This is a genomic window from Streptomyces sp. NPDC097107, assembly GCF_044762405.1.
Classification (GTDB): domain Bacteria; phylum Actinomycetota; class Actinomycetes; order Streptomycetales; family Streptomycetaceae; genus Streptomyces; species Streptomyces thinghirensis.
Map to the genome: position 1 here is coordinate 1 of NZ_JBIWEF010000031.1, position 14,562 is coordinate 14,562.

Sequence of the window (14,562 nt, forward strand, 5' to 3'; positions counted from 1 at the left end):
TCGGACCAACCCGTACCGTCCGCCCCCGCCGAGAACGCCCTGCACCGCCCGTCCGGCGAAAGACCCCGCTGACGACTGAACTCCACGAAGCTGTCCGGAGTAGCCATGACGGTGACGCCGCCGACGAGGGCCAGGGAGCACTCGCCCCGGCGTAGTGCCTGGCCCGCCAGATGCAGGGCGACGAGGGACGAGGAGCAGGCGGTGTCCACCGACATCGCGGGGCCCTCCAGGCCCAGGGTGTATGAGACGCGGCCCGAGATGATGCTGCCGGCGCTCGCACCGGTCGGGTAGTCGTGGTACATCACGCCCGCGAAGACGCCGGTGTCAGTGCCCTTCAGACCGGCCGGTCTGATGCCGGCGCTTTCCAGGGCCTCCCAGGCGGTTTCGAGGAGCTGCCGCTGCTGCGGATCCATCTCCTCGGCCTCTCGCGGGCTGATGCCGAAGAAGTCGGGGTCGAACTCGGCGGCGCCGTGCAGGAAGCCGCCCTCCTTGACGTACGTGGTGTACGGCCGCGTGCTGTCCGGATCGTAGAGGCGCGAGGTGTCCCACCGTCGGTCGGTGGGGAAGTCGGTGATACCGTCCCGGCCTTCGGCGACCAGCCGCCAGAGGTCTTCGGGGCCGGTGACGCCGCCCGGGTACCGGCAGCCCATGCCGACGATGGCGAGCGGTTCGTCGACCGGACCGGGGTCGGGCCGGCGGGGGCCTTCGGAGGCGGGAGTCTGTCCCTCGCCGCGATCGGTGAGCTGGTCGAGCAGGTGCCGGGCGAGCGTGGTGATGTCGGGGTAGTCGAAGACGAGCGTCGCCGGGAGCCGCAGACCGGCGGCCGAGGCCAGTCCGTTGCGGAACTCCACCGCGGTAAGGGAATCGAAGCCGAGATCCTGGAAGGGCCGGGCGGTGTCCACCTGCGTACCCGAGGCGTAGCCGAGAACGGCGGCAGCGTGGGACTGGATCAGCTCGCTGACGGCGGGGAGACGTTCCTCCGCGGGCAGCCGACTCAGGCGTTCGGCGAAGCCGGCCGTAACCGCTGTGCGCCCTGCCGCGGAGCGGCGTCGGGTGGCGGCGTTGGCCACGAGGCCCTGGAAGAGGGCCGGGAGTTGCCCGTCCGCTCCGGGGAGGGCACGTACGGCGTTCAGGTCGAGGCGGGCCGCCAGCAGGGCCGCGTCGGGTGCCTCGGTGGCTGTGTCGAAGAGGGCCAGACCGTCGTGCGCGGCCAGCGGCAGCAGGCCGGAGCGGTTGAGACGGGAGCGGTCCTGGTCGGCGAGGCCCCCCGCCATGCCCGCTTCTGCCTCGCGGTCCGCGTCCCACGGCCCCCAGGCGAGTGACTGGGCAGGCAGCCCCAGGACGGAACGGCGGTGGTGGGCGAGTGCGTCCACATAGGCGTTGGCAGCGGCGTAGTTGGCCTGTCCGGGGGCTCCGAAGGTGCCGGCGACCGAGGAGAACAGGACGAAGGCGGTGAGCGGCAGGTCACGCGTCAGCTCGTGCAGGTGCCAGGCGGCGTCGGCCTTGGGACGCAGCACGCGGTCGAGGCGGGCGCCGTCCAGGGAGGCGATCACTCCGTCGTCCAGGACACCGGCGGCATGGACGACGCCTCGCAGCGGGTGCTCGTCCGGGATCTCCGCCAGCAGGGTGGCGAGCGCGTCGGGGTCGGCCGCGTCGCAGGCGGCGACGTGGACGTGGGCGCCAAGGCCGGTGAGCCGGCTCTGGAGGTCGGCGGCGCCGGGGGCGGCCGTGCCTCGGCGGCTGGCCAGCAGCAGGTGGCGGACGCCGTGCGCGGTGACGAGGTGCTCGGCGACCAGGGCGCCGAGAGCGCCGGTGGCACCGGTGATCAGAACCGTGCCGTCGGGGTCGAAGACCGGGGCTACGACGGTTCCGTCGCCGGCCGCCCGGACGGCAGGGCGGAATCTGGCGAGCCGGGCGCCGAAGGGCACGCCCGCGCGGATCAGCAGTTCGGACTCGGGAGGGTCTACGAGGGTGGGGAGCAGCGCGGCGGAGTCGGGGTCGCCGTCCAGGTCGGCCAGGACGACGCGGTCGCCGCCGTTCTCGATCTGGGCGGAACGCACCAGCCCCCAGACGGCGGCACCGGCCGGGTCGGTGACACGCTCTTCTCCCAGGCGGGCCATGGCGCCGCGCGTGGCGACGACCAGTGTGGCGTTCCGGAAGCGATCGTCGGCCGACCAGGTCTGGAGGACGTCCAGCACCTGACGGGTGACCCGGCGGACGGCCGTCGCGTCCGGACGCCCGCCGTCCTCCTCGGGGGCACAGTCCAGTACGACCACGCCCGGCACTTCTCCCAGCGAGGCGAGATCGCTCCGGGAACGGATCACGGCGAGGCCGGGGACGGCCACTGTCCCGCTGCCGTCGACGTCTCTCGCGAGGATCCCGGTGGCGGACGTCGTACCGGCCTCCGTGGTGAGCTGGACGGGGGTCCATTCCAGCCGGAAGAGGTCGTCGTGCCGCGACTTCGGCGCCGGCCGCGCCCCCGGGGCCACCGGCCGGACGGCCAGTGAGTCCACCGTGGCCACCGGCGCGCCCTCCGCGTCGGCGATGTCCAGGGAGACGGTCGAGGCCCCGGTGAGCCGCAGACGTACCCGTGCGGCCGAGGCACCGGTCGCGTGCAGGGTCACGCCGCTCCACGCGAAGGGCAACCGCGGACCACCGTCGTCCCCCTCCTCACCACGATCGGCGGCGTCCAGCGCCAGCGCGTGAAGGGCGGCGTCGAGGAGCGCCGGGTGAAGGCCGAATTCCTCGGCTCTCTCGGCGACGCCATCGGGCAGGACCACCTCGGCGAACAGCTCGCCGCGACGGCGCCAGACAGCACGCAAGCCCTGGAACGCGGCACCGTAGTGCAGGCCATGAGCGGCCAGATGGAGGTAGGCGTCGTCCATGGGCAGTGGTTCCGCCTCCGCGGGCGGCCACTCGGCGGGCACGGTGCTGTCCCCGGGGGCGCCGACGGCAGCGGGGCGCAGCACTCCGGAGGCATGGCGGGTCCACAGGACTTCAGCGGTGGGGTCGTCGGAACGGGAGTAGATCTCCACGGTCCACGTTCCGGTGGACGCCCCACCCTCGACCGACGGCTGGCGCTCGGCCCGCGCGATGACCTGGAGGATCGCTCCGGCGTCCTCGGACAGCACGAGCGGTTCTTCCAAGGTGAGGTCGTCGAGAACGGGGAAGCCGGCCTCGTCACCCGCGCGGATCGCCAACTCGACGAAGCCGGTACCGGGAAAGAGGACGGTGCCCGCGACCGCGTGGTCGGCCAGCCAGGGGTGGGCACGGAGCGAGAGCCGCCCGGTCAGGATCACCTGCTCGGAGTCGGCCGACCGCACAGCCGCACGTACGAGGGGGTGCCCTGCCGGTTCCAGCCCGGCGGCGGAAACCTCGGCGACGGCATCGGGCGCCTCGAGCCAGTAGCGCTGGTGCTGGAAGGGATAGGTGGGCAGGTCGACCGTGCGGGCACCGCGTCCGTCGAAGAACGCCGACCAGTCGACCAGGACGCCTCGGGTGTGCAGGGTGCCCAGCGTGGCCACGAGTTGGTGGGTCTCGGGGCGGTCGCGGCGCTGTGCGGCGAGGAACACGGCGTTGTCGCCGCAGCCCAGCCCGGCGAGGACCGCCTGCGGTCCCACCTCCACGAACGTCCGGACGCCGTGTTCCTCCAGCGCCTGGATGCCGTCGTGATAGCGGACGGTCTCACGGACATGGCGGACCCAGTACCCGGGATCACACAAGTCTCCCGGGCCGGCGAGACGGCCGGTCACGTTCGACACCACAGGCACAACCGGCTCGTGATACGTCAGTCCGGATGCCATCTGCCGGAACTCGTCGAGCATCGGCTCCATCAGCGGGGAGTGGAAGGCGTGGGACACCTTCAGCCGCGCCGTCCGCTCGAAACGCCCCGCCACCTCGGTGACAGCCGTCTCGTCCCCGGAGATCACCACAGAACGCGGCCCGTTCACAGCGGCCACCGCGACACCGTCGGTGAGGCGTTCGCGTACTTCTTCCTCGGTGGCCTGTACGGCGATCATCGCGCCACCCGCCGGAAGCGCGTCCATCAGCCGCGCCCGCGCCGCCACCAGCGTCGCCGCGTCCTCCAGCGAGAACACACCCGCCACATACGCCGCCGACAACTCACCGATGGAATGCCCCGCCACCACATCCGGGCGCACACCCCACGACTCCAGCAGCCGGAACAGAGCGATCTCGAAGGCGAAGAGGGCCGGCTGCGTGAACCCGGTCCGGTCCAGGTCGTCACCGCCCTCCCACATCACCTCCCGCAACGGCAGCCCCAACGCATCGACCACCTCGTCCAGCACACGCGCGAAGACCGGGAACGCCTCGTACAACTCCCGGCCCATACCCGCACGCTGACTCCCCTGCCCGGAGAACACGAACGCCGCCTTGCCCTGCACCGGCGTCCCACCGGACCGCTCACCGGACGCCACTTCACCCAGCCCACGCAGCAGTTCCCCGGTGTCGCGTCCCACCACCACAGCCCGGTGTTCCAGCACGCTCCGAGCCGTGGCCAGCGAGTAGCCCACATCCAACGGCGACAGATCATCCCGCCCGGCCACATACTCAGCCAGCCGCTCCGCCTGCGCCCGCAACGCCGCCTCACCCCGCCCCGACAACACCCACGGCACGGCGGGAAGTCCGGGAGCGGGGTTCTCGGGTGTCGTCGGAAGTGCGGCGGACGTGTCGGTGGGGGCCTCTTCGAGGATGATGTGGGCGTTGGTGCCGCTCATGCCGAAGGAGGAGACGCCGGCCCGGCGCGGGTGGCCGGCGCGGTCCCAGGGGCGGGCCTCGGTGAGGAGTTCCACCGCTCCCGCCGACCAGTCCACGTGCGGCGACGGCTCATCCACGTGCAGGGTGCGCGGCAGCACCCCGTGCCGCATCGCCATCACCATCTTGATCACACCCGCCACACCCGCAGCCGCCTGCGCATGCCCGATGTTCGACTTCAACGACCCCAGCCACAGAGGCCGGCCGTCAGGCCGCTCCTGCCCGTACGTCGCCAGCAGAGCCTGCGCCTCGATGGGATCCCCGAGCGTGGTCCCCGTCCCGTGTGCCTCGACGGTGTCGATCTGGTCGGCGGACACTCTGGCGCTGGCGAGGGCCTGCCGGATGACGCGTTCCTGTGCGGGGCCGTTGGGCGCGGAGAGTCCGTTGCTGGCGCCGTCCTGGTTCACGGCGGAGCCGCGCAGTACGGCGAGCACTTCGTGGCCGTTGCGCCGGGCGTCGGTGAGGCGCTCGAGGACGAGGACGCCGACTCCCTCGGACCATCCGGTGCCGTCCGCGCCGGCCGCGAAGGAGCGGCAGCGGCCGGAGCGGGAAAGAGCGCCCTGGCGGCTGAACTCGACGAACATGTCGGGCGTGGACATCACGGCGACGCCCCCGGCCAGGGCCAGGGTGCACTCCTTCTGGCGCAGAGCCTGGGCCGCCAGGTGGAGAGTGACCAGGGAGGAGGAGCAGGCGGTGTCCACCGTCACCGAGGGGCCTTCCAGGCCCAGGGTGTAGGAGACGCGGCCGGAGACGATGCTGCCGGAGATGCCGCTCATGGCGTAGTCGTGGTACATCACGCCGGCGAAGACACCGGTCGGTGTGCCCTTGAGGTTGGTGGGCGGGATGCCGGCGTGTTCGAGTGCCTCCCAGGAGGTTTCCAGCAGCAGCCGCTGCTGGGGGTCCATGGCCTGGGCCTCGCGCGGGCTGATGCCGAAGAACTCCGGGTCGAAGGCGGCGGCGTCGTGGAGGAAGCCGCCCTCACGGACATAGCTGGTGCCCGGGCGGCTCAGCTCCGGGTCGTAAAGCCGTGCGGTGTCCCAGCCACGGTCCTCGGGGAATCCCGAGACGCCGTCGCGGCCCTCGGAGACGAGCCGCCACAGTTCCTCGGGGCCGGTGACACCCCCGGGGTAACGGCAGCCGATGCCGACGACGGCGATGGGTTCCCGGGCGGCCGTGGTGAGCTTGCGGACCTGCTCCCGCAGCCGTTCCGTCTCCTTGACCGACGAGCGGAGTGCCGCGACGATCTTCTGTTCGTTCCCGGACGTCGTCACGTCAGGCCTCCTGGTCGCCGTCGCCGGAACCGGCCGCCGACCCGTCCAGCGCCATGCTGATCAGGCTGTCGGTGTCCAGGGCGTCAATGTCGTCGAGGGAATCGTCCGCTCGCCCGTCGAGTCCGGCGGCGGAATCGGGCGGGGCGAGACCGGCGAGTTCCAGCAGCGTGTCGAGCAGACCGGTGTCGCGCAGCCGCTTGAGCGGGATGTCCCGCAGTGCCTGGCGGACGTGTTCCTCGGTGGCGGCGTCGGTGCCGTCGTCGGCGGGGGCGACTTCGGCGAGCAGGGCGTCCGCGAGGGCACGGGAGGTGGGGTGGTCGAACACCGCGGTGGCCCGGACCCGGAGTCCCGTGGCGGCCTTGAGGCGGTTGCGGAGTTCGACGCCGCCGAGGGAGTCGAAGCCCATCTCCTGGAACGCGCGGTCCGGATCGACCGCCTCGGCGGAACTGTGGCCGAGCACCGCGGCCGTGTGGGTGCGCACGAGGTCGAGCACGGTGCGGGTCCGTTCGAGGTCGGTGAGACCGGCGAGCCGTTCGCCCAGGTCCGGTCCCGCGACCCGCGCCGTACCGTCACCGGCCCGCGCGCGGAGCGGAGTACGGCGGCCCGGTGCCGTCGCGGCAAGTTTCCGCAGCATGTGCGGTACGCCGCCGACCCGGTCGCGGACCACCACGGGGTCCAGGTGCACCGGCACCAGGGCGGGCAGTGCGGTGCCGGTGGCGAGGTCGAAGAGTTCGAGTCCGTCGGCCGGGGTGAGTTCGGTCATCCCCCACCGGCGGGTCCGTTCGACGTCCGTCGCGGTCAGGCCCTGGATCATGCCGCGCTGCTCGTCCCACAGACCCCAGGCCAGGGCGTGGGCGGGCAGACATGAGGCGACGCGGTGCTCGGCGAGGGCGCTGAGGAAGTGGTTCGCGGCCGCGTAGTTCCCCTGCCCCGGGCCGTCGACGACGCTGGACGACGAGGAGTAGAGGACGAACGCGGCCAGCGGCAGGTCGCGGGTCAGCTCGTGCAGGTGCCAGGCCGCGTCCGCCTTGGGGCCGAGGACGTGATCGACGTGTTCCGGGGTGAGCGCGCCGATGACGCCGTTGGCGGCGACACCCGCGGTGTGCACGACGGCGGTGAGCGGGTGGTCCGGAGCGATGCCGGCGAGCACGTCCGCGAGGGCGGCCCGGTCCCCGACGTCGCACGCCACGACACGGACCTCGGCACCGGCCTCGGACAGCTCCGCCACCACGTCGGCGGCGCCCTCCGCGGCCATGCCGCTCCGGCTGACCAGCAGCAGACGACGGACACCGTGGTCGACGGCCAGGTGACGGGCGACGAGCGAGCCCAGTCCCCCGGTACCGCCTGTGACCAGCACGGTTCCCGAACCGACCGACGACCACGGTTCCCGCGCGTCGGGACGTGGCGGCTCGGCCTCCTCAGCCGTCACCCGGACCAGCCTCGGGACGCTGACGCGTCCGGCGCGGACGGCCAGTTGTGGCTCGCCGGTGGCGACGGCGTCCGCCAGGGCCGCCCTTGAGGCCGGATCGTCGTCCAGGTCGGCCAGCACGAAACGGCCGGGACTCTCCGCCTGGGCCGAGCGCACCATGCCCCAGACCGCGGCACCCGCGAGGTCGGTGACCGGATCGTCCTCGCCGACGGAGACGGAACCCGTGGTGATCACGACCAGAGGGGTCGAAGTCTCCTCCTCGCCGGCCCGGGACTGGAGGGCGGCGAGGACGGCGTGCGTGGCCGTGCGAACCCGGTCCGGCACGGGTGCGGCGGTGTCGGTGACCACTTCATGGGTAGCCATGGTTTTGGCCGGCGCGTCCTCCGTCGTACTGACATCCGGCGACGTCCAGGCGACACGGAACAGGGAACGGTGCACAGCGGCCGGGGCGCGCCCTTCCTCGGAAGCGAGCCGGTCCGGCGTCACCGTGCGCGTGACGAGCGAGTCCACGGTCAGGACCGGCGCGCCCGCGCCGTCCGAGGCGACGATCCGTACGGCACCGCCCGCGTCGGAGTGCTCGGGGGTGACCCTGATCCGCAGCAGGGAGGCTCCGGCGGCGTGCAACCGAACGCCGCTCCATGAGAAGGGAATCGACGCTCCCCCGTCACCGGCATCGGTGCCCTGACCGGTCAGGAACAGCTTGGTGTGCAGCACGGCGTCCAGCAGGGCAGGATGCACCTCGAACTCGCCCGCGTCTCCGGCCCCCTGCTCCGGGAGGGCCACCTCGCCGAAGAGATCGTCACCGCGCCGCCACACCTTACGGACGCCCTGGAAGACCGGACCGTAGGCGAATCCGTGCTCGGCGAGCTGCTCGTAGAACCCGTCGAGCGGGAGGGCTACGGCGCCTTCGGGCGGCCAGACCTCCATACCCGTCGGCTCGGGCGGTCGCGTGTCGAGGGCGAGCAGGCCTTCCGCGTGCAGGGTCCACTCACTCTCCTGGTCCACGCCCTCGGCCCGGGAGTGGATCCGGACCGGCCGACCACCACCGTCCGCACCGTCGACGGTGACCTGCAGAGCCACTCCGCCCCGCTCCGGCACGAGCAGCGGCGCGTGAAGCGTCAGTTCCTCCAGCAGGCCGCAGCCCACCTCGTCACCGGCCCGAACCGCCATCTCCACGAACGCCGTACCCGGCAACAACACCGAGCCCAACACCCCATGATCCGCCAGCCACGGCTGCCCCTCACGCGACAAACGCCCCGTGAACACCACCCCACCCGTCACCGGCAACTCCACCACCGCCCCCAGCAACGGATGCCCAGCCGCCTCCAGACCGGCCGACTCCACATCCACAACACCCACACCGGCATCCAGCCAGTAGCGCTGGTGCTGGAAGGGGTAGGTGGGCAGGTCGACCGTGCGGGCACCGCGACCCTCGAAGAACGCCGACCAGCCGACCATTACGCCTCGGGTGTGCAGGGTGCCCAGGGTGGTGAGGAGCTGGCCGGTTTCGGGCCGGTCGCGGCGCTGAGCGGCGAGGAACACGGCGTCGTCGCCGCAGCCCAGGCCGGCGAGGACGGCCTGCGGGCCGACCTCCACGAAGGTGCGGACGCCGTGGGTCTCCAGCGCCTGGATGCCGTCGTGGTAGCGGACGGTCTCACGGACGTGACGGACCCAGTACCCGGGATCACACAGGTCCCCCGGTGCGGCGAGAGTGCCGGTCACGTTCGAGACGACGGGCAGGACCGGCTCACGGTAGGCGAGCTGGGCGGCGATCTTCCCGAACTCCGCCAGCATCGGCTCCATCAGCGGGGAGTGGAAGGCGTGGGACACCTTCAGCCGCGCCGTCCGCTCGAAACGCCCCGCCACCTCGGTGACAGCAGCCTCGTCCCCGGAAATCACCACAGAACGCGGCCCGTTCACAGCCGCCACGGCAACACCGTCGGTGAGGTACGGACGTACCTCCTCCTCGGTGGCCTGTACGGCGATCACCGCGCCACCCGCCGGAAGCGCGTCCATCAGCCGCGCCCGCGCCGCCACCAGCGTCGCCGCGTCCTCCAGCGAGAACACACCCGCCACATACGCCGCCGACAACTCACCAATTGAGTGCCCGGCCACGACGTCGGGGCGCACACCCCACGACTCCAGCAGCCGGAACAGAGCGACCTCGAAGGCGAACAGGGCCGGCTGCGTGAACCCCGTCCGGTCCAGATCGTCACCGCCCTCCCACATCACCTCCCGCAACGGCAGCCCCAACGCAGCGACCACCTCATCCAGCACACGCGCGAAGACCGGGAACGCCTCGTACAACTCCCGGCCCATGCCCGCACGCTGGCTGCCCTGTCCGGAGAACACGAACGCCGCCTTGCCCTGCACCGGCGTCCCACCGGCCCGCTCAGCGGACGCCACTTCGTCCAGTCCGCGCAGGAGTTCCCCGGTGTCGCGTCCCACCACCACAGCCCGGTACTCGAACACCGACCTCGTAGCAGCCAGCGAGAACCCCACATCCAACGGCGACAGATCATCCCGCCCGGCCACATACCCGGCCAGCCGCTCCGCCTGCGCCCGCAACGCCCCCTCATTCCGCCCCGACAAAACCCACGGCACCACCGGCACCGGTCCGGAGGACTCACCGTCCTCCTCCACCGCCTCATGGACCGGCGCTTCCTCCAGAATCACGTGCGCATTGGTCCCGCTCAGGCCGAAGGACGACACACCCGCCCGTCGCGGGCGCCCGTCGTTCTCCCAAGGGCGGGCCTCGGTGAGCAACTCCACCGCTCCCGCCGACCAGTCCACGTGCGGCGACGGCTCATCCACGTGCAGGGTGCGCGGCAGCACCCCGTGCCGCATGGCCATCACCATCTTGATGACGCTGGCGACACCGGAGGCAGCCTGGGTGTGGCCGAGGTTTGACTTCAGCGAGCCCAGCCACAGGGGGCGGTCCTCGGGACGCCCCTGACCGTAGGTGGCCAGCAGGGCCTGCGCCTCGATCGGGTCGCCGAGCGAGGTGCCGGTGCCGTGGGCCTCCACCACGTCGACGTCGGCCGGGCCGAGACCGGCGGTGCCGAGGGCCTTGCGGATGACGCGTTGCTGCGAGGGACCGTTGGGTGCGGTGAATCCGTTGGAGGCGCCGTCCTGATTCACCGCCGAACCGCGGAGGACGGCCAGTACCCGGTGTCCGTTGCGCCGCGCGTCGGAGAGCCGTTCCAGGACGAGGACGCCGACGCCCTCCCCCCAGCTCGTGCCGTCGGCGGCGGCCGAGAACGCCTTGCAGCGGCCGTCCCGGGACAGTGCTCCCTGCCGGCTGAACTCGGTGAACATGTCCGGGGTGGCCATCACGGAGACGCCGCCCGCCAGGGCCAGCGAGCATTCGCCCTGGCGCAGTGCCTGGGCCGCGAAGTGCAGCGCGACCAGCGACGAGGAGCAGGCCGTGTCGACGGTCACCGACGGCCCTTCCAGGCCGAGGGTGTAGGAGACGCGGCCCGAGATGGTGCTCCCCTGGATGGCGCTGGTGACGTAATCGTGGTGCATGAGGCCGGCGTACACGCCGGTGGGGCTGCCCTTGAGGGTGCTGGGCGCGATGCCGGCCCGTTCGAACGCCTCCCACGACGCTTCCAGGAGTACACGGAGCTGGGGGTCCAGCCGGTGGGCCTCGCGTCGGCTGATGCCGAAGAAGTCGGGGTCGAAGTCGGCGGCGTCGTAGAGGAAACCGCCGTCCAGCACGTACGTCGTCTCGGGGCGGCTCAGCTCCGCGTCGTAGAGCCGTTCGAGGTCCCAGCCGCGGTCGGTCGGCGGGTCGGCGGTGACACCGTCGACCCCGTCGACGACCAGCTGCCAGAGGCCTTCCGCGTCGGTGACGCCACCGGGGTAGCGGCACGCCATGCCCACGATGGTGACGGGTTCGTCGTCGGTGCCGGCGCGGGCGGGCACGGTCGACGACGTGTGAGCCGCGTCGAGGTCGGTTCCCGACACCTCCGCGAACAGGAAGGCGGCCAGGACGCGCGAACTGGGATAGTCGAAGACCACGGTGGCGGGGATACGCAGGCCGGTCGTGGTCTGGAGACGGTTGCGCAGCTCCACGGCGGTGAGGGAGTCGAAGCCCAGCTCCTGGAACGCACGCTCCGGCTCGATGGTCTCGGCGGACTCGTGGCCGAGCACGGCGGCGACCTCCGCCCGTACCAGTCGCAGTACGGCGCGTTCGCGCTCCGTGGCGGGCAGCCCGGCCAGTCGCTGGGCGAGTGGAGTGTCGCCGGACGTGGTGCCGGCCGCGGCGGAGGGCTGCGAGGAGACGGGCCGACGCGCGGGTGCGGCACCGACCAGGCCGCGGAACATGGCGGGGACGCCCTCGGCGCGGTGCTGGATGGCCGTCTTGTCCAGGTGGACCGCCACGGGCGCCGGTGTGTCGGTGGCCAGGGCGGCGTCGAACAGACGGAGCCCTTCGTCGACGGCGAGTTCGATCACGCCCCAGCGGTTGACGCGCAGGATGTCGGCGCGGGTGAGCCGTTGGATCATGCCCTGGCCGCCGCCCCACAGCCCCCAGGCGATGGAGTGGGCGGGCAGGCCCGCGGCGGCCCGGTGTTCGGCGAGGGCATTGAGGAACAGGTTGGCGGCGGCGTAGTTGCCCTGCCCGGGGCCGTCGACGACGCAGGAGGACGACGAGAAGAGAACGAACGCGGTCAGCGGCAGGTCACGGGTCAGCTCGTGCAGGTGCCAGGCCGCGTCGGCCTTCGGACCCAGCACGTAGTCGAGTTGACCGGGGGTGAGTGCCCCGATGACGCCGTTGTCGGCGACGCCCGCGGTGTGCACGACGGCGGTGAGCGGGTGGTCGGAACCGATGCCGGCGAGCAGTCCGGCGAGCGCGTCCCGGTCGGCGACGTCGCACGCCTCGACGCGTACCACGGCGCCCGACTCCGACAGCTCCGCCACCAGGTCCGCGGCGCCGTCCGCGGCCATGCCGCTCCGGCTGACCAGCAGCAGGTGACGGACGCCGTGTTCGGCGACCAGGTGACGGGCGACGAGCGAGCCGAGTCCCCCGGTGCCTCCGGTGACCAGCACCGTTCCGGCGGGGTCCCACGGGGAAGCGGCCCGGGTGCCGCCGTGCTCGGCGGGGGCGGGCAGGGCTTCCAGCCGGGGAACGCTCAGAGCTCCCGCCCGGATCGCCAGTTCTGGTTCGCCGGTGGCGACCGCCTCGGCCAGGGCGGCCTCGGATTCCGGGTGGCCGTCGAGGTCTACGAGGACGAACCGGCCCGGGGCCTCGGCCTGCGCGGAGCGCACCAGCCCTCGGACCGCCGCCCCTGCCAGGCCGGTTGCCGCCGTGTGCCCGGCGTCGTCCTCCTCCTGCGCGCCGGGGACGGCGACCGCACCCCGGGTGACCACGACGAGACGGCCGGGTCCCTGCCACTGCTGGAGGGCGGTCAGGACGTGGTGGGTCGCCGCACGGACCTGGGTGGGCGGCTCGGCGCCCGGTTCGGGGGCGGGGAGGTGCAGCACGGTGAAGCCGTCGGTCGCGTCGGCCGTCCCCGGGGCCGGCGACGGAGCGGGCATCCAGCCGACGCGATAGAGGGAGTCCTCGGTGCCCCGGAACGCCTGGAGCTGCTCCGGGGAGACGGGCCGCGCGATCAGCGACTCCACGGTCACGACGGGGGCGCCCGCCGAGTCGGCGACCGTCATCCGCAGGCCCGCGCCGTGCGGGGAGACCCGGACACGGACGGCGGTGGCCCCCGCCTTGTGCAGGGTCACCCGGTTCCAGGCGAACGGGATGGAGGTCTCCCCCATGCCCTTGCCGTCCGGTCCTCCGTCGTCGAGGAAGCGGGTCTGCAGCGCGGCGTCGAGCAGGGCGGGGTGCATCCCGAAGTCCGCGGCGTCGGAGGCGGATTCGGCGGGCAGGGCGATCTCCGCGAAGAGGTCCTGGCCGCGCCGCCAGGCGGCCCGCAGTCCCTGGAAGACGGGCCCGTACGAGAAGCCCTGTTCCACCAACCGCTCGTACAGACCGTCGACGGTGAGGGGAGCGGCGTTCTCCGGAGGCCAGTGCGCCAGGTCGTCCGCCACATCGGCCGCTACGCCGCCCCTCACGCCGCCCCTCACGCCGCCCCTCACGTCGTCCGTCACGTCGTCCGTCACGTCGTCTTCGCGGTCGGCGGAGGTCCCTCCAGGGGTGAGGACACCCGCGGCGTGCCGCAGCCACGGGCCGGTCCCGGCGTCCTCGTCGCGGGAGTAGACGGCCACGGAACGGGCGCCCGTGCCGTCCGGCGTGCCCACCAGGACCTGGAGCATGACACCGGCCCGCTGCGCGAAGACCAGCGGGGCCTCGATGGTCAGTTCCTCGATGACCGGGCAACCCACCTCGTCACCGGCGCGCACGGCCAGTTCGACGAACCCGGTGCCGGGCAGCAGCACCGTGCCCATGACGGCGTGGTCGGCCAGCCAGGGGTGCGTGCGAAGGGAGAGGCGGCCCGTGAGAACGATGCCGTCCGAGTCGGCGAGCGGAACGACGGCACTGAGCAGGGGGTGGCTGATCACCCGCTGTCCGATGGACGCCGGATCGCCGGTCTGGACCGCCGGGTTCACCCAGTAGCGCTTGCGCTGGAAGGGGTAGGTGGGCAGGTCGACGGTGCGGGCACCGCGACCCGCGAAGAACGCCGACCAGTCGACCAGGACGCCTCGGGTGTGCAGCTCGCCCAGGGTGGTGAGGAGCTGTTGCGTTTCGGGGCGGTCGCGACGCTGGGCCGCGAGGAACACCCCGTCGTCGCCTCCCAGCCCGGCGAGGACCGCCTGCGGGCCGACCTCCACGAACGTGCGGACGCCCTGCTCCTCCAGAGCCCGGACACCGTCGTGATAGCGGACGGTCTCACGGACATGGCGGACCCAGTACCCGGGATCGCACAGTGCCCCCGGATCGGCGAGAGTACCGGTCACGTTCGACACGACCGGCAGGGCCGGCTCGTGGTAGGTCAGCCCGGATGCCGCCTCCCGGAACTCATCGAGCATCGGCTCCATCAGCGGGGAGTGGAAGGCGTGGGACACCTTCAGCCGCGTCGTCCGCTCGAAACGCCCCGCCACCTCGGTGACAGCCGTCTCGTCCCCGGAAATCAC

At 72.4% G+C, this 14,562-nt stretch carries 2 protein-coding genes; both read right to left on the minus strand.

The features are described from left to right. A partial coding sequence (locus tag ACIQ1J_RS35105; RefSeq protein ID WP_403563421.1) for a type I polyketide synthase occupies window positions 1–6,044 on the minus strand: 6,044 nt, incomplete at its 3' end. 1 nt (window position 6,045) lies between these two features. Further along, window positions 6,046–14,562 (minus strand): SDR family NAD(P)-dependent oxidoreductase, encoded by an 8,517-nt coding sequence (locus ACIQ1J_RS35110; protein WP_403563423.1) that lies wholly within the window; start codon window positions 14,560–14,562, stop codon window positions 6,046–6,048.